Consider the following 22,832-nt stretch of genomic DNA (forward strand, 5'->3'; position numbering starts at 1 on the left):
GGCTATAATATCTCCCTTTGTGTGGAATAAGCGATCCGCTGCATGTTAATGATTACCTCTTTTGCCAACCCGCGCGTGGCCCAGGCGTTTGTCGACTATATGGCGACGCAGGGGATTATTCTGACTATTCAGCAGCATACGCAGAGCGATATCTGGCTGGCCGATGAGTCCCAGGCTGGACGCGTGCAGGCCGAGCTGGCCCGTTTTCTGGAAAATCCCGCCGATCCGCGATACCTTGCCGCCAGCTGGCAGTCGGGGCACACCAACAGCGGGCTGCACTACCAGCGCTTCCCCTTTTTAGCGACGCTTCGCCATAACGCCGGGCCGGTGACCTGGGGCGTGCTCTTCGCCTGCATCGTCGTCTTTGTCCTGCAAACGGTCATTGGCGATCAACCGGTCATGCTGCTGTTGGCCTGGCCCTACGATCCTTCGCTGAAATTTGAAGTCTGGCGCTACTTTAGCCATGCGCTCATGCACTTCTCGCTGATGCATATTTTGTTCAACCTGCTATGGTGGTGGTACCTCGGCGGAGCGGTAGAAAAGCGCATTGGCAGCGGCAAACTGGTGGTGATTACCGTAATCAGCGCCTTGCTGAGCGGCTTTGTTCAGCATCAGTTTAGCGGCCCGTGGTTTGGCGGACTGTCCGGCGTGGTCTATGCGCTAATGGGCTATGTCTGGCTGCGAGGCGAGCGCGATCCGCAAAGTGGCGTTTATTTACAGCGCGGCTTGATACTCTTTTCTTTAGTGTGGTTAATTGCTGGCTGGTTTGATGTTTTCGGCATGTCGATTGCGAACGGCGCGCACGTGGCCGGTCTGGTGACCGGGCTGGCGATGGCGTTTGTTGATACGCAGAATGTGCGAAAACGAACGTAGAGATTCCCAGGGATATTTCATGAAACAAACACAACGTCATGACGCGATTATCGAGCTGGTAAAAAAACAGGGATACGTCAGTACCGAAGAGCTTGTCGAGCAGTTTGCCGTCAGCCCGCAGACCATTCGCCGCGATCTGAATGATTTAGCCGATCAGAAAATGATCCTCCGTCATCACGGCGGCGCCGCGCTACCTTCCAGCTCGGTGAATACTTCATGGCACGACAGGAAATCGACCCAGACTCAGGAAAAAGAGCGCATTGCCCGCAAGGTGGCGAGCGAAATCCCCGACGGTGCGACGCTGTTTATCGATATCGGTACCACGCCGGAAGCGGTAGCCCATGCGCTGCTTAACCATAACGATCTGCGTATCGTCACCAATAACCTCAACGTCGCCAATACGCTGATGGTGAAAGAGGATTTCCGCATTATTCTGGCCGGCGGCGAGCTGCGTAGCAGGGACGGCGGTATCATCGGTGAAGCCACCCTGGATTTTATCTCCCAGTTTCGTCTTGATTTCGGCATTCTCGGCATCAGCGGTATCGACACCGATGGCTCACTGCTGGAGTTCGACTACCATGAAGTGCGCACCAAGCGGGCGATTATTGAAAACTCTCGTCACGTGATGCTGGTCGTTGACCATTCTAAGTTTGGCCGTAACGCGATGGTTAATATGGGCAGCATCAGTATGGTTGATGCGGTCTACACCGATGTTATGCCGCCGGCCGGCGTGCTGAAGGTGATTACCGACAATAATCTTCAGCTGGAGCTGTGCTGATTCATTAACTTTTCCCGGGCAGGCCAACGCGCGCCGCATGGCGTGATGCCGCGGGTGATACGTCACGCGCTTATCTCCGGTGATGAAGAGGGAGAACGCCAGGCGGAGGGAAATTTTTCCGCCGGCAATTATCAGGGTGGCGATGTATAAGGCCAGCCGATAGCGGCTTATACGCCGTATCCCATCATTTTCAACAGCTGCTGGGCATGCTGAACGGCATCCTGGCGGTGCGCCACGCCCAACTTCTGATACAAATTACGGATATGTGTTTTAATCGTCGTGGCGGCCACGTCCAGCTCACCGGCGATCTGCTCGTTGCTGTAACCGGAATAGATGAGCCCCAGCACCTGCCATTCGCGCTGGGTCAGCGGGCTGGTACGGATAAGTTCCGGCACTTCCGGATGGTTCAGCAGCCGCTCGACGAAGCTCTCGTCAAAGTGGGCGAACTTATGGCGATGATGCTGGTTGATATCGCGCAGAATACGCTGGGCGCGGTGCTGCTCCAGCTCCGGTAGCGTATTGAGCTGAATCAGCTGGCGCAGCTGCTGCGCCATCGCTTCGCCTTCAATGACAAAATGATTAATAAACCCGGTGCGGTTCGCGAGGGTGAGCGCTTCCAGCAGCGCTTTTTGCGCCTCGCTCTTACGCCCTGCCTGCCAGTAGAGCTGGTTGAGCAGCAGCAGGTTGCGGTTCAGATCGCTCATCAAACGCAGCGAGCGGGCGTTATCGTTTAACTCATCCAGTACCATTTCGGCGGAATCAAAATCGCCGAGCAGAATTTGCGCGCGGGCGATATTGCGCCACTGGCTCTGCAGGAAGTGGTTATTGGCGAACTCCGGTTTTGGCGTCTGGCGCAGCCAGTTTGCCGCGGCGGCTTTGTCGCCGATCATCTGCCAGTAGATAACCCGGACTTTATCGGCATTGGATACCCAGTCGCTATGGTAATGACCGTTGCCCAGCAGGTTTTCCAGGCGATTCAAATGGCTGCGGGCGTTATCCAGATCGCCGCGCGCCAGCGAGCACTGCACCATCAGCGTCAGGCACTGCAGCTGCTGCTGCGGTTGATAGGACGAGAGCACGTTCATGCCGCTGCGCGCGGAGGTTTCCGCTTCATCCAGCCGTGCCCAGGCCCACAGGAGCTGGGAACGAATACGCAGCAGGAACTCATGCATCGGCAGCTGTTCCAGATGCTGTTCACGAATGAGCTGGAAAGCTTTTTCCTGAATTTCCCAGGCGGCCTGCAGGAAGCCCTGTGCGAAGAGAATTTCGCTTTGCTGGATCATGCTCCATAACGCGTAGTGCCAGACGTCATGACGGCGGGCCATCTGTTCCGTCTGCTGCATGACCGCCAGCGATTTGCTCAACTGGCCTTTGCAGTGCAGAACTTCGCCGTGTACGGATGTGGCAACGATGCGGCTGTAGTAGCTGGCCAGCGGTAGTTCATCAAGGGCCACCATCGCCAGGCGCTCGGCTTCGTCCTGATCGCCGGCGTTGATCGCCACCTGGGCACGCAGGGCGTTGAAATCGCCGTGCATGGCGGTGTCCATTTCCGAATCCATCTCCTGCTCGGCGCGCGCCAGCAGGGTATTGACTTCACTATAGCGGTGCTGGCTCTGCATCAGCCAGGCCTGCAAAAGAATCAAACGCGGGTTTTCCAGCAGGTTTGACCAAGGCAGCGCGGCGAGGGACTGTTCCAGCAAACTCAGCTCGCTGTGGTTAAACATGCCCCACGCGTGGTTGAGCAGAATATCGCGCAGCATTTTGGCGTCACCCGCGGCCAGGGCGTGATGAATAGCTTCGCTCGGGAAGCCTTGCGCCATCCAGCTCTCAGCGGCCGCACGGTGAATTTCCGGCAGTTCGACCGCCAGCTCCCACTGGCAGCGCTGGCGCAGGAAGTTGCCGAACAGCGGATGGTAGCGAAACCATTCGCCGGAGTCGTCCATCCGCTGCAGGAATAATCCCTGACGCTCAATTTCTTCCAGCTGCATCTGGCCATTCTCTTCGCCGGTGACGCGGACGATGAGCGCATCGTTCATCGAGCGCAGCAGCGAGCTTTTTAGCAGGAAGTTACGCGTCCGCGGGTCCACGTTATCCAGCACCTCATCGACCAGATAGTCAGAAAGATGGCTGGCGTTAATACCGGCAAGACGACGGGCGGAGTGATGGGCGGAAGTATTGTTCTGGCGCGCCGAGAGGGCAATCAGCTGCAGCGCGGTGGCCCAGCCGGCAACATCGTCGCACAGCCTTTTGCTATCGTCGGCCTCAATAGGCGAACTGAGACGACAGTCGAAAAACTGCTTCGCTTCCTGATGGGTAAAAGCGAGCTGCTGGCTGCCGATTTCCAGCAGCTGATCGCGCACGCGCAGGTTGGCGATACCCAGCTGCGGCAGATTACGCGACAGCACCACCAGCGTCATATTTTCCGGCTGATGGCGGAGGAAGAAACGCATCGCATCATGAATAACCGGATTGGTGATCAGATGATAATCATCAATCACCAGGAATAACGGGCGCTGCCAGTCGGCCAGCTCAATAAACAGTTGCGCGAAGAGAGAGGGCAGGCTGGCGTACTGGCGCTTTTGCACCATCGCTTCGCTGGCCGCACAGTGGCCGCCTGTCGCCTGCTGAACGGCGGCGATAAGATAGCTGGCAAAACGCTCCTGTTGGTTATCGCCTTCATCCAGCGAGAACCAGCCGAGATCGTTTTTCCCCGCCGCCCATTGAGAAACGAGCGTGGTTTTACCGTATCCAGCCGGACTGGTCACCAACGCGAGACGATAATTGTTCGCGCCGGAAAGTTTCGCCAGCAATCGCTCACGAACCACAGTGTGTTCAAGGCGGACCGGGCGACTTAATTTAGACGGAATCAACATAGTTCTTCATTTCGCTGTGCAAGTGAGGAATTGCGAATTTTTTTGCGCTTCGTAATTAATATCCAATAAGGTCGGCCATAATGAATTTTATTGCAAGTTATGTCCGAGTTTTATGCTCTTGAATTTGCTCTATGTCACAAATTTGCATAGTGAGAGAAATTCATATAAATGCGCGGCAGCGCGCGCGGTTATTGGGATTGCGGAAGTTTTAGGCACGATAAGCTAATCTTTTATTACAAAATTAGTAGCTGTTTGTTTTTAATGAAATATTATCAGTGAAATCTTATAAGTCATCTTTTTGAGCTATTTCTGCATTACAGTCCGTTTATTCTGCAGATATTTACTTTTATTTGGCAATATTTACAAATCGATGTTTTGCCCGCTTTTATCGTCCTGGCTTGTAACAAAATTTAGCGCGGTAAGCAGGCCGATTTGTGGTTCCGGCGTGGCGAATTTTGCAGCATAATTTTTGCCGGTAAGCTAACGTAATAGTGGCCACGATCACACTTTTCGCTCATCCCTGCTACTCCTCCCCGGCTAATCCCTGGCGGGATGAGGACGTGACTCCGGGAGGTCGGCACACTAACGCTAACGTTTTAGTAAAGGACCCGGATTACTTATGTCACAGACTTCTTTTAACAAAGCTCAGTTTCAGGCTGCACTGACGCGTCAGTGGCAGCATTTTGGTTTACAGTCCGCTTCCGAGATGACCCAGCGTCAGTGGTGGCGCGCCGTAAGCGGCGCGCTGTCCGAGCTGTTGTCGGCTCAGCCGGTAGCGCAAGCGGCCGAAGGGCAGCGCCACGTAAACTATATCTCCATGGAGTTTTTGATTGGTCGCCTGACCGGCAACAACCTGCTTAACCTTGGCTGGTATCAGCAGGTCAGCGATGAGCTTCAGGCGCATGACGTTAACCTGACCGACCTGCTGGAAGAGGAAATCGACCCGGGCCTGGGCAACGGCGGCCTCGGTCGTCTGGCGGCATGTTTCCTTGATTCTATGGCCACCGTGGGACAATCGGCGACCGGCTACGGCCTGAACTACCAGTACGGCCTGTTCCGCCAATCTTTCGCTGATGGCCAGCAGATGGAAGCGCCGGATGACTGGGGGCGTAATAGCTACCCGTGGTTCCGCCACAACGAAGCACTGGACGTGCAGGTTGGCCTCGGCGGTAAAGTGACCAAAAGTGGTGAGTGGATACCGGCATTCGTGATTACCGGCGAAGCCTGGGATCTGCCGGTGCTGGGCTACCGTAACAACGTGGCTCAGCCGCTGCGCCTGTGGCAGGCTAAGCACGCGCACCCGTTTAACCTGACCAAATTCAACGATGGCGATTTCCTGCGTGCCGAACAGCAGGGCATTGACGCCGAAAAACTGACGAAAGTTCTCTACCCGAACGATAACCATCAGGCGGGTAAAAAACTGCGTCTGATGCAGCAGTACTTCCAGTGCGCCTGTTCGGTTGCCGATATTCTGCGTCGCCATCATCTGGCGGGCCGCAAGCTGGCGGAGCTGGCGGATTATGAAGTCATCCAGCTTAACGATACTCACCCGACGATTGCGATTCCGGAACTGCTGCGCGTGCTGATTGATGAGCATCAGCTGAGCTGGGACGACGCCTGGGCAATTACCAGCAAAACCTTCGCGTATACCAACCACACCCTGATGCCGGAAGCGCTGGAGTGCTGGGATGAGAAGCTGGTGAAAGCGCTTCTGCCGCGCCACATGCAGATCATCAAACAGATTAATGACCGCTTTAAAACGCTGGTGGATAAAACCTGGCCGGGTGATAAGCAGGTGTGGGCGAAACTGGCGGTGGTGCACGATAAACAGGTTCGCATGGCGAACATGTGCGTGGTGAGCGGCTTTGCGGTTAATGGCGTTGCCGCGCTGCACTCCGACCTGGTGGTGAAAGATCTGTTCCCGGAATATCACCAGCTGTGGCCGAATAAATTCCATAACGTCACCAACGGTATTACCCCGCGCCGCTGGATCAAACAGTGCAACCCGGCTCTGGCCGCGCTGCTGGATAAAACCCTGAAGAAAGAGTGGGCCAACGATCTCGACCAGCTGATCAACCTCGAAAAATATGCCGATGACGCTAAGTTCCGTCAGATGTATCGCGACATTAAGCTGGCTAACAAAGTTCGTCTGGCGGAGTTTGTGAAGCGGCGTACCGGTATCGAGATTAATCCGCAGGCGATTTTCGATATCCAGATCAAGCGCCTGCACGAGTACAAACGCCAGCACCTGAACCTGCTGAATATTCTTGCGCAGTACAAAGAAATTCGCGAGAACCCGCAGGCGGACCGCGTACCGCGCGTGTTCCTGTTCGGCGCGAAAGCGGCGCCGGGCTACTATCTGGCGAAGAATATTATCTGGGCGATCAATAAGGTTGCCGCCGCGATCAACAACGATCCGCTGGTCGGCGATAAGCTGAAAGTGGTATTCCTGCCGGATTACTGCGTCTCGGCGGCGGAAATGCTGATCCCGGCGGCGGATGTCTCCGAGCAGATCTCAACGGCGGGTAAAGAGGCCTCCGGTACCGGCAACATGAAGCTGGCGCTGAACGGCGCACTGACCGTGGGAACCCTGGATGGAGCGAACGTGGAAATCGCTGAGCAGGTAGGCGAAGAAAACATTTTTATCTTCGGTCATACCGTGGAAGAAGTGAAAGCGCTGAAGGCCAAAGGCTACGATCCGCTGAAATGGCGTAAGAAAGACAAGCTGCTGGACGCGGTGCTAAAAGAGCTGGAGAGCGGTAAATACAGCGATGGTGATAAGCATGCTTTCGACCAGATGCTGCACAGCCTGCTGAAAGGCGGCGACCCGTACCTGGTGCTGGCAGATTTTGAAGCCTACGTGGCGGCGCAGAAGCAGGTTGATGAGCTGTATCGCGACCAGGAAGCCTGGACGCGCGCGACGATTCTGAATACCGCGCGCTGCGGCATGTTCAGCTCCGACCGCTCGATTCGCGATTATCAGCAACGTATCTGGCAGGCAAAACGCTAAGGACAGGCCTATGGAGACTAAACGCCTTGATAACGCAGCCCTGGCGGCGGGAATAAGCCCAAGCTATATCAACGCGCACGGTAAGCCGCAGTCCATTGCTGCGGCCACCAAGCAGCGGCTGCTTGATGCGATGCATCGTACCACCATCACCCCGAAGGCGGTGGTTAACCCACTGCCAGCGGTGCAGGTGTTCACCCACGGCAAAAAGATGTCTCTGCCGATAGCGGGTCAGGGGGAGTTTCACTGGATCCTCACTACCGAAGAAGGGAAACAGTATCAGGGCCAGGCGCGCGGCGGTGAAACGCTGCCGCTGCCGGCAAGATTACCGGAAGGGTATCATACGCTCACGCTGACTCAGGACGGCGATCGCTGGCACTGCCGGGCGATCGTCGCGCCCGCGCGCTGCTACGAACCGCAGGCGCTGAAGGATGGCCAGAAACTGTGGGGAACCTGCGTGCAGCTGTATACGCTGCGCTCGGAGAAGAACTGGGGGATTGGCGACTTCGGCGATTTACGCGCGATGCTGCCGGAAATCGCCCGCCGGGGTGGCTCGTTTATCGGACTTAACCCGATTCACGCGCTCTATCCGGCTAACCCGGAGAGCGCCAGTCCGTACAGCCCCTCTTCGCGCCGCTGGCTCAACGTTATCTATATTGACGTCAATGCGGTAGAGGATTTCCGTCATAGCAAAGAGGCGCAGAAATGGTGGCAATCACCGGCTACGCAGCAGACTTTACAGGCCGCGCGCCAGACCGATGACGTTGACTATACCGCCGTGACCGCCCTTAAGCTCACCGCGCTGCGCATGGCCTGGAAAGGTTTTTCTGCGCGCAACGATGAGGCGATGGCGGAGTTTCGCCAGTTTGTCACCCGCGAGGGCGACAGCCTGTACTGGCAGGCGGCGTTTGACGCGCTGCATGCCTGGCAGGTGCAACAGGACCCGATGCGCTGGGGCTGGCCCGCGTGGCCGAAGGCTTATCAGGATACCGATAGCCCGGAGGTTAAAACGTTCTGCACCGAACATGCCGATGAGGTGAATTTTTACCTGTGGCTGCAGTGGCTCGCTTATACCCAGTTTGCCGAGTGCTGGCATACCAGCCAAAACGACGCCATGCCGATCGGCCTGTATCGCGACCTGGCGGTGGGCGTTGCGGAAGGCGGGGCGGAAACCTGGTGCGATCGCGAGCTGTACTGCCTGAAAGCCTCCGTCGGCGCGCCCCCAGATATCCTGGGCCCGCTGGGGCAAAACTGGGGTCTGCCGCCGATGGATCCGCATATCATGGTGGCGCGCGCCTATGAGCCTTTCGTCGAGCTGTTGCGCGCGAATATGCAAAACTGCGGGGCGCTACGCATCGATCATGTCATGTCGGTGCTGCGTTTGTGGTGGATCCCTTACGGCGAGACGGCCGATCACGGCGCCTATGTGCAGTATCCGGTAGACGATCTTTTGTCGATTCTGGCGCTGGAGAGTAAGCGTCATCGCTGTATGGTGATCGGCGAGGATCTGGGAACCGTACCGGTTGAGATCGTCGGCAAGCTGCGTAAAAGCGGCGTTTACTCCTACAAAGTGCTCTATTTCGAAAATGACCACGAAAAGACTTTCCGTGCGCCGAAGGCGTATCCGGAGCAATCAATGGCTGTGGCAACGACGCATGACCTGCCAACGTTGCGCGGCTACTGGGAAAGCGGCGACCTGACGCTGGGTAAATCACTCGGCCTGTATCCGGATGAGGTGGTATTACGCGGACTGTATCAGGATCGCGAGCTGGCGAAGCAGGGGCTGCTGGATGCTCTGCACCGCTATGGCTGTCTGCCAAAGCGTACCGGACATAAAGCGTCGCTGATGGCGATGACGCCAACCCTGAATCGCGGAATGCAGCGCTATATCGCCGACAGCAACAGCGCGCTGCTGGGCCTGCAGCCGGAAGATTGGCTGGTGATGGCCGAGCCGGTCAATATTCCCGGGACCAGCACCGAGTATCCAAACTGGCGTCGTAAGCTTTCCACTACGCTTCAGGCGATGTTTGCCGATGAGCAGGTAAATAAGCTGATTAAGGATCTGGATAAGCGGCGCAAGGCGGCGAGTAAGAAGAAGCCAGCCTGATGTAAGCCAAAAAAGCCGGGAAGCGATTCCCGGCTTTTTATTCTCTTTAGCGTTTCGGCCCAGCGGCTACTAGCGCAGCGCCTGCTGGTGTATCGGTGTATTTCTCAAAGTTCTCGATGAATAGCTTCGCCAGCTGCTCCGCTTTTTCCTGCCACTGCTCTGGCGAGCCGTAGGTGTTGCGCGGGTCGAGGATATGGGTATCCACCCCCGGCAGCTCGGTCGGGATCTGCAGCTCAAACATCGGCAGAGTGAAGGTTTCGGCATTGTCCAGTGAACCATCAAGAATCGCATCGATAATGGCGCGAGTATCTTTGATCGAGATACGTTTGCCGGTACCGTTCCAGCCGGTGTTGACCAGATAGGCCTGGGCGCCGGAAGCCTGCATGCGTTTCACTAGCACTTCTGCGTACTGCGTTGGGTGCAGAGACAGGAAGGCGGCGCCAAAGCAGGCGGAGAAGGTTGGCGTCGGCTCCGTGACGCCGCGCTCGGTACCGGCCAGCTTGGCGGTGAAGCCAGACAGGAAGTGGTACTGGGTCTGGTCGGCGGTCAGACGAGAAACCGGCGGCAGAACGCCAAAGGCGTCAGCGGTGAGGAAGATAACCTTGGTGGCATGACCGGCTTTGGAGATGGGCTTAACGATGTTCTCGATATGATTGATCGGATAAGAGACGCGGGTGTTTTCGGTCTTTGAACCGTCGTTAAAATCGATGGTGCCGTCAGCCAGCACGACCACATTCTCCAGCAGCGCATCGCGGCGAATCGCATGGTAGATATCCGGCTCTGCGGCTTCGGATAGCTTAATGGTCTTGGCGTAGCAGCCGCCTTCGAAGTTGAATACCCCGTCGTCATCCCAGCCGTGTTCGTCATCGCCAATCAGGCGGCGTTTCGGATCGGTAGAGAGGGTGGTCTTGCCGGTACCGGAAAGGCCGAAGAAGATAGCGACATCCTCTTTTTCCCCGACGTTGGCGGAGCAGTGCATGGAAGCGATGCCCTTCAGCGGCAGCAGGTAGTTCATGATCGAGAACATCCCTTTTTTCATTTCGCCGCCGTACCAGGTTCCGCCGATAAGCTGGATGCGCTCGGTCAGGTTGAACGCGACGAAGTTTTCGGAGTTCAGGCCCTGTTCTTTCCACTGCGGGTTGGTGCACTTAGCGCCGTTCATCACGATGAAATCCGGCTTGAAGTTTGCCAGCTCTTCCTCGCTTGGGCGAATAAACATGTTTTTCACGAAATGCGCCTGCCAGGCGACTTCGGTAATAAAGCGGACGCTCAGGCGGGTGTCGGCATTGGCGCCGCAGAAGGCGTCAACGATAAACAGGCGCTTGCCGGAGAGCTGGCGGGTCACCAGCCCCTTCAGGTGCTGCCACGTTTCCTCAGAAAGCGGCTTGTTGTCGTTCTTACCTTTGCCTTTATCGGCCCACCACACGGTATCGCGGGTGGTGTCGTCACGAACGATATACTTATCTTTTGGAGAACGGCCGGTAAAAATACCGGTATCTACGGCGATTGCACCAAGATTTGTTAATACGCCACGTTCATAACCTTCCAGATTGGGGGCGAGCTCTTCCTGATACAATGTATCGTAACTGGGGTTATGGACGATATCCTGGACGTCATTGATACCATAAGCCTTGAGATCCTGCGGGGTTAAACCATTATTAACGCGCATGTCACTGCTCCTTAGCCAATATGTACTGCTTTAAATTGTAGGGTTTATTACGGGGTATAGACCGCGACCAGGCTCATAGATTTACGTATCTCGACAAACGGCGGACTTACGAAAAACGTTGTGACTCCTGTCACGAGGCGTAGGGGATTATCTCAGGAATTAGGGCTACAGTGGGGGTAGATGTTTCTTAATGGTTAAAAAGTAATTAAAAAAACTGTTGAAATGTGAATGTAATCGCTTACCTGAAAGAAAATTACGTAACTCTTTCATGGGGAATCGATTCACCACGCGAAGAAAAATCGTTGACGTCAGGCGCGAGGAGGAAAACCGCGCCTGACAGAGTGGGGATTAGTGGATTTGCGGATCGGCCGGGGAGGCGTTGTTACGAATTTCGGCAATATCCATCGCATTAAAGATGTAATGATTACCGCAATAGTCGCAGTGCATATCGATTTCTCCTTCGTCGGCCAGGATGCTATCGATCTCCTCATCCGGCAGCGTTTTCAGCGCGCCGGCGCAGCGCTCGCGAGAGCAGGTGCATTTAAACTCAACGCCCTGCGGCTCGTAAACGGTGACTTCTTCTTCGTGATACAGGCGCCAGAGCACATCGTTCGCGGGCAGGGTAAACAGCTCTTCAGCTTTGATGGTTTCGGTCAGGGTGCTCAGATGTTCGAAATCAGCCGCCTGCGCGTCCTGCGCCGGCAGAACCTGCAGCAGCATGCCGCCGGCCATTGGTTTACCTTCGTGTTCACCGCTACGGATGATCAGTCGGGTTGGCAGCTGTTCGGAGCGCTGGAAGTAATCTTCGAGGCAGGCCGCCAGCGTATCGCCTTCAAGACCAACCACGCCCTGATAGCGCTCGCCCTCTTCCGGAGAGATGGTAATGACCAGATAACCATTACCGACCATGGTTTTCAGGTCCGCCCCTTCCGGGATCTCGCCCTGGGTGCGGGCGACACCGCGCATCTGCTGCTGGTTGTTGCCGTTGATCACCGCCAGCGACAGCGGGCCATCGCCCTGCAGCTGAACGGTAATATCGCCCGCGAACTTCAGCGTGGCGGTCAGCAGGCTGGTAGCGACCAGCAGTTCCGCCAGCAAGGTTTTCACCGGCTGCGGGTAGCTATGGTTGGTCAGAATCTGTTCTAAAGTTTCTGAAACTGTTACCAGCTCACCGCGTACGGCATAGTTTTCAAAAAGATAGCGGTGTAATTGATCGTGTTGAGTCATAATCATCTCTCTTGCGGGCCACAGTTATTCACTATCGCCGTGTTTAAATCTCATCAGGTCGCGGCGCTCTTTCTTATCCGGTCGCCTGTCGGGATGCGGCATGGTTAGGGCGTTCATTTTCCGCGCCAGCGCCACTTTCTCGCGTTTCTCGATGCTCTCAGCCGTCTCTTCATAAAGCGCGACGGCTTCACTGGCGGGCCTGCGCTGTTCGGTAATGCCTTTTACCACAATGGTGCGTTCGTCATTGCCCTGGCGGAGCATCAGGGTCGCGTTCAGCTCGACCACTTTGCCAGGCTTACTGCGCTGCCCGTTATAGTGCACTTTGCCGCCTTCAATCATCTCGCGCGCCAGCGCTCGGGTTTTATAAATGCGGGCTGCCCACAGCCATTTGTCCAGCCTGACGGCTTCGACGGGTTTTTCTTTCATGGCCTCTCCTGTAGGGTCAGCGAGGGGATCAGATGCCGGTAGTCGTTCAACCCAGGATGGCGAGCGTAGCTTTTTTCCGCCAGCCCGGAGTCGGGGTTGGTGATACCCAGGCAATAGCGGATGCCGTACTCCGCCGCCGCGTCCAGAATCGCCTCGTTATCGTCGACGAACAGCGTATTGCGCGCGTCGAAGCCGGTTTCTTCAGCCACTGCGCGCCACAGCCGCTGATCCTCTTTCGGATAACCAAATGTGTGGGTGGAAAGCAATAAATCAAGGTGCGCGTCCAGACCGGTATGCTTTAGCTTCACCGCCAGATTATGCGGGTGGGCATTGGTCAGCAAAATCCGCCGTTTGCCGCTGGTTTTAAGCGCCTCAAGGAACGGCACGGTATCTTCACGCAGCGCGGCCCTTGGCCCCTGCTCGCTGGTCATCGCACAAATATCCAAACCCAGACGCTCGCTCCAGTAGTCCAGGCAGTACCAGTTTAGCGTATGTTGTACCGCATGATACTCCTGGCGCATCGCGTCTCTGGCTTCCTGCAGGTTGAGCCCCCGCGCGGCGCCCCAGGTTTCCGGAACCAGTTTTTGCCAGAAGTAGTTGTCGAAGGCGAGGTCGAGCAGCGTACCGTCCATATCCAGCAGAACGGTATCAACCTCTTGCCAGGCGATATCAAAATGCATGGTCAGTCTCCAGCGAGGGGGGAAATTGCGCGACAGGGTATCACACCCCGTCGCGTAGAGAATTATTCTTGCGGGTCGGGTGAGGAAAGCAGAACCGGATTCAGGCAGCTTTCGTAGTATTTCTGGATCTCTTCCTGACGCTGGCGATGGCGCTGATAGCGACGAAAAGCCTGGATACCGTGATACGCCGAACAGCCCAGCATGGTCAGCAGCAGCAGCGTTGTGCCAAGGTAGCGCCACAGCCCGGAGCGGTCAGGAATACGATGCAGGTTGATATGCTGCGTGCCGTTGGCATCGGTGTAAAGATTGGTGACGATGCCTTCTGCCTGGAATGGCGTGTGCATTAGCATGCCTGCCAGACGCTGCAGTTCGCTCCACTGCTGGTGAGCAGGGAAATCATATAAACCGGTGCCTGGCCACGGCTGATTTACCAGATCACTGCCTTCATCGCTGGCAATCAGGAAACCGCCGGGTGCCGGGCTATTCAGCGCCTGAGCCGCGCGCGAGGTTTCACGGCTGATGAACGGCGCGGTGGAGGTGGTGACCAGGTTCTCCAGCGATTCCGCGCTTACCGGGCGTAACAGGACGTTGACGCCGTCCAGTTTGCCCGCGCTGGCGCGTTTGGTCAGGGCTTCCCAGTTGCGGGTATTACCGAGGTTAACCAGCGCATTCTTCAAACGAACGCAATCGTCTTTCGCAGAGCACAGGTCGTTGGTTTTTGTGACGATATCGCCAAAATCATCCAGCAGCACCATGCCTGACTTCTGAATGGCGGAACGTAGCGCCGGGCTGACGCGCGAATCGTCATCGGATTCGGGATGGAGCTGGCGCTGGACGGTCTGCATCAGGGCGGTGGCCTTACTGACGATATCTGACTCCGGCAGCGGCAGGGGAGGGGCATCATTCCAGACGATTTGTGAACAATCGAACGGCATAAACGGCGAGTTCTCTTTTGCCGTCCAGGCGCCTGGCGAGTGGATGTTGCACATTCCTGTGCCTTTCAGGCGCAGCGTGTCGCCGATGCGAATCTTTGACTTCTCCAGCTGGGCAACCGTCGTGGCTTCGATAGTTTGCGCGCCCTTGAGCCATGAAAGGGTGAATTTAAAGGGCATATTCAGCGGTACGCTGGCCCACAGCATCACGACGATCAGCAGCGCGCCGAGGGCGATAATCGCGCTGCGGAGCCAGTACTGAAGCGGGAAGTTTTTGACCTCATCATGCAGCGACAGGAAGCGGCCCTGGCGGACAACGTGGCGGCTGAGGTAGATGTCGATATCCGTTTGCTGGCCGAGGTCCTGCGCAATCCACGGTTGCCAGTGGCGCGGGTAGATAAGGTCGATAATGCCGAGGGAAATATTATTGATATGTTCCTGGTTATTTTCGCCAAACAACCCCCAGCGTTTCGGCATGCCGCGCAGACAGTGAATTTCCCGCAGCGATGTTTTACGCGGGGGAGCGTAGATCCCCCATACGCCTGCCAGCAGCAGGAGTAACCCGCCGCCCAGCAGCCAGGGCGAAAAAACGTTCGGGGTTATCAGGCTGCAATAAAACAGCAGGAAGGCGGCAACCACCAGAATGGCTTCGCGAAGGCCGTCAGGGCGGCTAAGCGCATGCTCTTCTGGCGTTTCCGGGCGGATGTTTAGCAGCTCAATTTGCTCGCTCTCTTCCCCGCGGATGGATGCCTGAGGCACCGCGGCTTTTTCAAGCGCAAACCCCCGGGATTCCTGAGGATAGTCGCTGAGCGTTTGCCCATTCAGAGCAATCACCAGCGGCAGGCTATCGGTGGAGATTAACTCGACGCTGTTTTCATCGTTGATATGTTGCTCCCAGAAGGGGGGCAGATGAATTTCCACTGAATCAAGGAAGTAGCGCCATTTGTTGAGGTCATCGGTGGTGATGCCGTAGCGCGTAATGGCGCGGGTGACGCTATACACGGTACCGCTCTGTTCGTTCAGCGTCAGGTTGACCGGCGCGGTGCTGGCGCCAGACGCTGGCAACTGCTGATTACGGCTGAGGCTTTCGAGGTATTTTTCTACTGCGCTGCGCTCTTCATCGGAAAGCTTGCGCGTCGCGGCATCGCTAAAGGCGTGCAGCAGCGGCAGGCGACGACGTCTTGCATGCGTGCGATACCACCACCCGATAAGCAATGCGCAGATCAGCAGAGCTAACAAAAATATCAGAAAGGTGCCCATGCCCATCCCATCATAGTTATTCTTTTCTTACTGGTATCGTCGGTTGCCATTCATCAATAGAGGTAAAACAGCCGTCGAAATCGGCACTTAATTACGTCAACGCGGGAAAATCTATTATGTAATGCAGCAGCATACAACCTTATCAAAAGCGTTAAAATCCAGGAATCAGTATATTCTCAAATACTATTCAACCTATTGACTTTTTAGTCTTTGTGATACCTGGGCGCAAGGCGAAAAAGTTGCAACTATGTAAATTAGTGGTGATTAGGATTGCCGAAACCGGGCTGCGTATCGCACAATGACCGCTGTAATCACAGCATAGACCGATGACAATGAGCAAATCATTACAAAAACCCACCATTCTCAATGTTGAAACAGTCGCGCGCTCGCGCCTTTTTAATGTTGAAAGCGTGGACCTTGAGTTCAGCAACGGCGTGCGCCGCGTGTATGAACGGATGCGGCCTTCTACCCGTGAAGCCGTGATGATTGTGCCGATTGTCGATGACCATATAATCCTGATTCGCGAATATGCCGTTGGTACGGAGTCCTATGAGCTGGGCTTTTCAAAAGGCCTGATCGATCCAGGCGAAAGCGTACTGGAAGCCGCCAACCGCGAGCTGAAAGAAGAGGTTGGGTTTGGCGCGCAAAAGCTGACGTTTTTGAAAAAACTAAGCATGGCTCCGTCCTACTTCTCCAGCAAGATGAATATCCTGGTGGCGGAAGACCTTTATCCGGAGTCGTTGCCCGGCGATGAGCCCGAGCCGCTGCCGCAGGTGCGCTGGCCGCTGTCGCAGCTGATGATGCTGCTCGAGGAAGAAGATTTCAACGAAGCGCGTAACGTTAGCGCGCTTTTCCTGCTGCGCGAGTGGCTGCAGGCGCAGGGGCGGCTGTAGCGCCTCTCCCAGATAAAAAAAGCGCCCACAGGCGCTTTTTTTGTCAGAACAGTTCGTGGGTCTCGCCCCCGCCATCGGTAATGGTGGTGCCGACTTCATGAACCGCCTGTTGGGTAGGCTGCGTGCCGTCAATAAAGTACTCGGCGCGGCTGTTACCGCCGCTGGCCAACTGGCCGGTGCTGCGGTCGATGTTCACCGTAATAATACCCGGCGGCGGCGTTAGCGGCTCTTCCGGTACGCCTTCCAGCACCCTTTTCATAAAGTCATCCCAGGCCGGTTGGGCACTTTTAGCGCCGCCTTCATAGCCGGATATCTGATCTTTTATTGCTCCGGAGGCGGTGGTACGGCCCAGATCGCGGCGGTGGTCATCAAAGCCAATCCATACCGACGTTACGACGCCAGGACCATAGCCTGAGAACCACGCATCTTTTGAACTGTTGGTGGTCCCGGTTTTGCCACCGATATCGTGACGCTGCAGGTCGCGGCCTGCCCGCCAGCCGGTACCCATCCAGCCCGGTTCGCCGAAGATGTTGGTGTTCAGGGCGCTTTTAATCAGGAACGCCAGCGGCGTGTTGATCACGTGCGGCGCGTACTCCGGAGCGCCGCTTTGCGCCACCAGGGACTGGTTCGCCTGCGCAAGTTGCGGTTGTGGTGGAACGCCGGGGTTTTGCGGGTCCTGTGAGGTGGCGACGTCCTCAACGTCTTTATTCTCCAGCACATCAGACTTCGGCGTATCGCCGTAAATCACCGGAATATCGCACTGTGGGCAGGCAACTTTTGGCCGTTCTTCAAAAATGACGCCGCCCTGATCGTTCTCGATTTTGCTGATGAAATAGGGGCTCACGAGGAAACCGCCGTTAGCCATCACCGAATAACCGCGAGCAACCTGAAGCGGGGTGAAAGACGCTGAACCCAGCGCCAGCGATTCGGTCCGCACGATGTTCTGCGCCGGGAAGCCAAAACGCTGGAGATACTCAGCCGCGTAGTCCACGCCCATGGCCCGCATCGCGCGAACCATCACCACGTTCTTTGATTGACCCAGCCCCTGACGCAGGCGGATAGGGCCCGCATACTGCGGCGGTGAGTTTTTGGGGCGCCAGTCGGAGCCGGAGCCGGCATCCCAGCGGGAAATCGGCACATCGTTGAGCATGCTCGCCAGCGTTAAGCCTTTATCCATCGCAGCAGTGTAGAGGAACGGCTTAATGTTAGAACCGACCTGGCGCAGCGCCTGTGTCGCACGGTTGAACTTGCTCTGGTTGAAATCGAAGCCGCCGACCAGCGCAATGATCGCTCCGTTTTGCGGGTTGATCGAGACCAGCGCCGAGTTGACATCCGGCACCTGCGACAGCCACCAGCTACTACCCACCTGACGTACCCAGACCTGTTGCCCGGTCTGCACCACATCGTTCACTTTACGCGGCGTGGCACCCTGCTGGGTATCAGAGATAAACCGACGCGCCCAGCGGACGCCTTCCATATTCAGCGACACTGAGGTTCCGTTGCTCATTAGCGCGACGGCTTCCTGCGGATTTGCCGACGTGATGACCGCCGGCGAGAGCGGTCCGGTATTCGGGGTTTTTTTCAGCGTATTGAGGATTTTCTGGTTATCCCACGGCGTTTCACCCACTTTCCATAGCACTTTTTCCGGGCCGCGATAGCCGTGGCGCATGTCGTAATCCAGCACGTTTTTACGCACGGCCTCCTGGGCCGACTGCTGATTTTTACGGGTAATGGTGGTGTAGACGCGATAACCGTCTTCATAAGCCTGCTCACCGTAGCGGCCGACCATTTCCTGGCGCACCATTTCGCTGAGGTACGGGGAGGAGAAGGCGATTTCCGGCGTATGGTAGCTGGCGTCAATCGTCTGGCTACGCGCCTGATCGTACTGCGCCTGCGTGATGTAGCCTTCGCTCAGCATCCGTGAGAGAACAACGTTGCGGCGGGCGGTTGCGCGATCCATGGAGTAGAGCGGGTTAAACGTCGACGGCGCTTTAGGCAGGCCCGCAATGACCGCCATTTCACTCAGCGTTAGCTGGTCGACGGATTTCCCGAAATAGACCTGCGCGGCCGCGCCGACGCCGTAGGCGCGGTAGCCAAGATAGATTTTGTTCAGATACAGCTCAAGGATTTCATCTTTATTGAGCAACTGCTCGATGCGGATCGCGAGGAAGGCCTCTTTTACCTTACGCATCAACGTCTTTTCTGGGCTCAGGAAGAAGTTGCGCGCCAGCTGTTGAGTAATCGTACTGGCGCCCTGCGAGGCGTGGCCTGAGAACATCGCGACGCTGGCGGCGCGGAAAATCCCGACCGGGTCAACGCCATGATGCTCATAAAAACGGCTGTCTTCGGTGGCGATAAACGCTTTTATCAGCTCTGGCGGCATTTGCTGTAGCGTGACGGGAATACGGCGTTTCTCGCCATATTGCGCAATCAGCTCGCCATCCGAGCTATAGACCTGCATAGGGATCTGCAGGCGCACATCCTTCAGGGTTGCGACGTCGGGGAGCTGCGGCTCTATATATTTATAGAGACCAAAAATCGAGCCTGCTCCCAGCAGTACGCAACATACTGCAAGGATAAAAAGATACTTTACGAACTTCACCGGAGATTTCTCATTTAGTTTTCATTGGGCAGTTTATAAACAAACGCGCAGTAGTATAAAGGCAAGCCTGGAGCATTGATATAGCGAAGCATATCGGCGGATAAGGAGATCGTAAGCATGGCGTTTAGAAACTGGCGCGTAGGAATGCATATCCAGCAGGACCACATTGCTATTGTCGCGTTATTACATGAGCGCTCACGCTGGGCGCTACGCCGCTGGTGGAGCATCCCGCTCATGCCCGGTACCGTGCGGCAGGGAATGGTGGTGGATGTTGAATCGCTGGCCCGCCAGCTGCAAAGCTGGCGGCGGGAGCTGCCTTTGCACCATCAGGTCTGTATCGCCTTTCCGGCGGCGCGAACCCTGCAAAAGCAGCTCCCGCGCCCGCAGATTTCATTAAGAGAAAGCGAACAGGCGACCTGGATTGCCAGCGCGATGGCGCAGCAGCTGGAAATGCCCGCATCGTCACTATGCGTCGATTATGCGGAAACCGGAGCGGTCGATGGCTGGCGAGTTACCGCCGCGCAGCGGTTGGACGTTAACCTTCTGTGCCGCCTGGCAAGTCGACTCAAGCTGAGGGTGGTGGGGATTGTTCCGGATGCCAGCGCGCTTAGCGCCTTTCTCCCCTGGCAACCGGATGACGTTCAGGGGCTGGCCTGGCGTGACGAAGCGAGCTGGCTTTGGGCCACCTCTGACAGCTGGGGATGCTGTCCGTGCAGCGACGCTCCTTCTTTTCCAAACCTGGTATCCCGGGTGAACGGCGGTACGTTTCGCCTCTGCGCCTCCGCATCGCCCGACGGACGGAATTTTGACGCCTGGAGCGCCATCCACCGCCTGCAGCCGCCGCTCCCGGCATGTGGCGATAGCTTTACCGTTGCCCTCGGCCTGGCGCTGGGAGCGCGTCAGTCATGAGCCATATTGTCAACTTCCTTCCCTGGCGCGAAACGCGTCGACGGCAACGTCTGCAGATGGCGGGGCTGCTGATTGTTGGTCTGCTGCTTATGCTGCTGGCGGCGTTCCTCACTTCACAGCTCAACCAACGGGTCGGCCATTTGCTTGAAACCGCGAGGATTAGCGCTGAAGACCAGCTTTATACCGCCTTGCAGCAGCGTGAGCGAGCCATGCGCCAGCGGCTACAGCAGCAGGAACAACAACGTCTGCGCGTTCTTCGGCGGGAGAAAACCGCCGCGTGGCAGTCAAGGTTGCAGGCGATAGCGGCGCTTATGCCGGAACACGCCTGGTTAACTCAGTTGGAATACCGCCAGAATACTCTGTGGCTGAGCGGGTTAACGTTAAATCTTAAGGGGTTATCCGCGCTGGAAAAGGCGCTGGGGCGCCTGCCCGGCTTGCGCCCCCCCAGGGCGGGTGAAACGCACCGCGACGGTGAAGGACGCTGGTTATTTCACTTTTCCATGGCCGGAGAGGAAGACAATGCGGGTTGAGATTGAACGCTGGCTGACGGGGCGCAAAAGCCTGGTAACAATACCTGTCGTTCTGGTTCTCATTGCCGGATCCTGGGGATGGCTACTGCGGCTCCCTCACCCAGACACTAACGGGGTCGGCACGCTGCGCATACAAGCGCAGTGGCGCAAACTGTTGCCGCTGCGGGCTGCGCTACAAAACGTTGATATTGAGGAGCAACAAACCCAGGCTTTCTCTCCCATTGACCTCCCGGTGACGGGCGCTGCGCTTATGGACTGGCGGCCGATAGGGCGCGGTGGCGAGATGCAGCTGGCGGTTGACTGGCAAGCAGTACCGGCGCTTTTTTCCTGGCTAGCCCGCTGCGGGATGCGGGCCACGGCTTTCTCAATTCAGCCGGGCAATCAGGCTCTACGGCTTACCCTGCAACTGGAGGCGGAAGATGCGCCGTAAAGGGTGGTGTTTACTGCTGTTTCCTCTGCCGCTGCTGGCTGCGGAACGCGATCCCTTCCAGCCTCCGGTCGATAGCTGCCGAACGGTACAGCTTAGCCAATGGCGCTACGGTGGGGCGATAGGCGATCCGCGAGAGTTGATTGGCATCCTGCAGGATAGTGCCGGGAAATGGCGCCGCGTGAGGGATGCGGAGACGCTGCCTACAGGCTGGCGGGTCACGCTTCTGACATCTGACAAAATGGCTATATCAACCGGCGCGGGGTGTGAACCCGCACAGTGGGTCTGGCTGCGAAAGGGTATAAAGAATGATGCGATGGATAAGCCTGCTGTTTCTGCTCCTGCCGCTGGTGGCGGTCGCGGCAAAAAAAGATCTTCCCGTATCGCTGGTCGTCGATGATGCGCCGGTGACCCAGGTACTGCAAACGCTGGCGGAGCTAAAGCAAAAAAATCTCGTGGTGGCGCCGGACGTCAGCGGAACGGTATCTTTGCAGCTTAAGGAGGTGCCGTGGCAGCAGGCGTTGCGATCGGTTATCGATAGCGCCGGTCTGACCCTGACCCAACAAGGCTCGGTACTGTACGTGCATACTCAGGCCTGGCAAAAGGCGCAGCAGGCACAGCTTGAGGCGGAGAGAGCAAAGCGTCTACAGAATCTCCCTCTACAGGGGCATAGCATGAGCCTGCGATATGCTGATGCAGAGGATCTGGCCAAAGTAGGCGAAAAACTGCTGAGTGCTCGCGGGTATCTGATGGTCGATAAGCGAACCAATCGCCTGTTGATTCGCGATGACGCCAGGCACCTCCCGGCGTTAAGGGCATGGGTTCAGGAGATGGATGTGCCCGTCGGTCAGGTTGAGCTGGCGGCGCATATTGTCTCAATGAGCGAAACCAGCCTGCGTGAACTGGGCGTTAAGTGGAATCTGGCGGACGCCAGCAGCCCACCGGGATCCGGTAAACTGACGACCTTGAGCAGTAACCTGGCGGTAGGGGATGCCAGTACGAGGGCCGGGTTTAACATCGGCCGCATCAGCGGGCGGCTCCTGGAGCTGGAGCTTTCCGCACTTGAGCAGAAGCAGCAGGTGGACATCATCGCCAGTCCCCGGCTGCTGGCTTCACATATGCAGCCCGCCAGCATTAAGCAGGGCAGCGAGATACCCTATCAGGTCTCCAGCGGCGAAAGCGGCGCGACCTCCGTTGAATTTAAAGAGGCGGTGCTGGGGATGGAGGTGACGCCGACGGTGCTATATCACGATCGCGTGCGTTTAAAACTCAGGATTAGTGAAAATACGCCGGGCCAGGTGCTCAAACAGGAAAATGGCGAAGCGCTGGCTATCGATAAACAAGAAATAGAAACGCAGGTTGAGGTGAAAAGCGGAGAGACTCTGGCGTTAGGCGGTATCTTTGCGCAAAAAAATAAAACGTCTCGCGATGGTATTCCTCTTCTTGGCGATATCCCCTGGCTTGGCCAGTTGTTTCGCCGTGACGGTAAGGATAACGAACGACGTGAACTGGTTGTCTTCATTACTCCACGTATTCTGGCAGTGCATTAAGCGGGTTTTTCTTGCTAAACACGTTTCAGGTGTTTGACGTGAGGACGGATTTAGCATACAAGGGGTACCGATTTGAGAGTCGGGTACGA

General features: G+C 56.6%; 17 protein-coding genes. 10 read left to right on the forward strand and 7 right to left on the reverse strand.

Annotated features, from left to right (window positions below):
• The first annotated feature begins 42 nt into the window (after positions 1–42).
• Both glpG and K7H21_RS01805 read left to right on the forward strand, forming a co-directional pair.
• A complete protein-coding gene (gene glpG, locus K7H21_RS01800; RefSeq protein ID WP_032741973.1) occupies positions 43–873 on the forward strand; it encodes a rhomboid family intramembrane serine protease GlpG in 831 nt (276 codons plus the stop codon).
• 19 nt (positions 874–892) lie between these two features.
• On the forward strand, positions 893–1,651 hold the full coding sequence (locus K7H21_RS01805) for a DeoR/GlpR family transcriptional regulator (protein WP_004126080.1): 759 nt from the start codon (positions 893–895) through the stop codon (positions 1,649–1,651).
• Positions 1,652–1,818: 167 nt separating this feature from the next.
• Here K7H21_RS01805 and malT read toward each other — a convergent pair whose 3' ends face one another.
• Positions 1,819–4,524 (reverse strand): HTH-type transcriptional regulator MalT, encoded by a 2,706-nt coding sequence (malT, locus tag K7H21_RS01810; protein WP_004126077.1) that lies wholly within the window; start codon positions 4,522–4,524, stop codon positions 1,819–1,821.
• 619 nt (positions 4,525–5,143) lie between these two features.
• On the opposite strand from malT, the gene malP reads away from it, so the two are divergent.
• Both malP and malQ read left to right on the forward strand, forming a co-directional pair.
• Positions 5,144–7,534, forward strand: a complete 2,391-nt coding sequence (gene malP / locus K7H21_RS01815; RefSeq protein WP_139529720.1) for a maltodextrin phosphorylase — start codon at positions 5,144–5,146, stop codon at positions 7,532–7,534.
• 10 nt (positions 7,535–7,544) lie between these two features.
• A complete protein-coding gene (gene malQ, locus K7H21_RS01820; protein WP_223035534.1) occupies positions 7,545–9,638 on the forward strand; it encodes a 4-alpha-glucanotransferase in 2,094 nt (697 codons plus the stop codon).
• Between the two features lie 46 nt (positions 9,639–9,684).
• On the opposite strand, the gene pckA is transcribed toward malQ, so the two are convergent.
• From pckA to K7H21_RS01845, 5 genes are all read right to left on the reverse strand, one after another.
• Positions 9,685–11,307, reverse strand: coding sequence for a phosphoenolpyruvate carboxykinase (ATP) (gene pckA / locus K7H21_RS01825; protein ID WP_004126067.1), 1,623 nt, complete (start codon positions 11,305–11,307; stop codon positions 9,685–9,687).
• A gap of 348 nt (positions 11,308–11,655) precedes the next feature.
• The gene (hslO, locus tag K7H21_RS01830; protein WP_162626051.1) at positions 11,656–12,540 is read right to left on the reverse strand and encodes an Hsp33 family molecular chaperone HslO; all 885 of its coding nucleotides are present in this window, start codon (positions 12,538–12,540) and stop codon (positions 11,656–11,658) included.
• An 18-nt stretch (positions 12,541–12,558) separates the two neighbouring features.
• Positions 12,559–12,960, reverse strand: coding sequence for a ribosome-associated heat shock protein Hsp15 (gene hslR, locus K7H21_RS01835; RefSeq protein ID WP_004126060.1), 402 nt, complete (start codon positions 12,958–12,960; stop codon positions 12,559–12,561).
• Complete coding sequence (yrfG, locus tag K7H21_RS01840; protein ID WP_223035535.1) at positions 12,957–13,640, reverse strand: GMP/IMP nucleotidase; 684 nt, start codon at positions 13,638–13,640, stop codon at positions 12,957–12,959. Before yrfG ends, hslR begins: the two co-directional genes overlap by 4 nt.
• 62 nt (positions 13,641–13,702) lie before the next feature.
• Positions 13,703–15,832 carry an intracellular growth attenuator family protein gene (locus tag K7H21_RS01845; protein WP_049115495.1) on the reverse strand — a complete coding sequence of 710 codons (2,130 nt, stop codon included), beginning with the start codon at positions 15,830–15,832 and terminating at the stop codon, positions 13,703–13,705.
• A 332-nt stretch (positions 15,833–16,164) separates the two neighbouring features.
• Between K7H21_RS01845 and nudE the strand changes: the two genes are divergently transcribed.
• Entirely contained in the window at positions 16,165–16,725 is a 561-nt protein-coding gene (gene nudE, locus K7H21_RS01850) for an ADP compounds hydrolase NudE (RefSeq protein ID WP_223035536.1), read from the forward strand.
• A gap of 43 nt (positions 16,726–16,768) precedes the next feature.
• On the opposite strand, the gene mrcA is transcribed toward nudE, so the two are convergent.
• Positions 16,769–19,327 (reverse strand): peptidoglycan glycosyltransferase/peptidoglycan DD-transpeptidase MrcA, encoded by a 2,559-nt coding sequence (mrcA, locus tag K7H21_RS01855; protein ID WP_142983271.1) that lies wholly within the window; start codon positions 19,325–19,327, stop codon positions 16,769–16,771.
• Positions 19,328–19,444: 117 nt separating this feature from the next.
• Between mrcA and K7H21_RS01860 the strand changes: the two genes are divergently transcribed.
• From K7H21_RS01860 to hofQ, 5 genes are read left to right on the forward strand one after another with little or no spacing between them, the layout of a single operon-like run.
• Positions 19,445–20,236 carry a type IV pilus biogenesis protein PilM gene (locus K7H21_RS01860; protein WP_049115499.1) on the forward strand — a complete coding sequence of 264 codons (792 nt, stop codon included), beginning with the start codon at positions 19,445–19,447 and terminating at the stop codon, positions 20,234–20,236.
• A complete protein-coding gene (locus K7H21_RS01865; RefSeq protein ID WP_004126045.1) occupies positions 20,233–20,766 on the forward strand; it encodes a PilN domain-containing protein in 534 nt (177 codons plus the stop codon). Before K7H21_RS01860 ends, K7H21_RS01865 begins: the two co-directional genes overlap by 4 nt.
• A complete protein-coding gene (locus K7H21_RS01870; protein WP_223035537.1) occupies positions 20,756–21,196 on the forward strand; it encodes a HofO family protein in 441 nt (146 codons plus the stop codon). Before K7H21_RS01865 ends, K7H21_RS01870 begins: the two co-directional genes overlap by 11 nt.
• Complete coding sequence (locus K7H21_RS01875) at positions 21,186–21,593, forward strand: HofP DNA utilization family protein (RefSeq protein ID WP_075208565.1); 408 nt, start codon at positions 21,186–21,188, stop codon at positions 21,591–21,593. Before K7H21_RS01870 ends, K7H21_RS01875 begins: the two co-directional genes overlap by 11 nt.
• Positions 21,502–22,743, forward strand: a complete 1,242-nt coding sequence (gene hofQ / locus K7H21_RS01880; protein WP_139529552.1) for a DNA uptake porin HofQ — start codon at positions 21,502–21,504, stop codon at positions 22,741–22,743. The genes K7H21_RS01875 and hofQ overlap by 92 nt, the downstream gene beginning before the upstream one ends.
• Positions 22,744–22,832 lie beyond the last annotated feature (89 nt).

The sequence above is a fragment of the Klebsiella sp. CTHL.F3a genome, assembly GCF_019890895.1.
In the GTDB taxonomy this organism is placed as follows: Bacteria; Pseudomonadota; Gammaproteobacteria; order Enterobacterales; family Enterobacteriaceae; genus Klebsiella; species Klebsiella grimontii.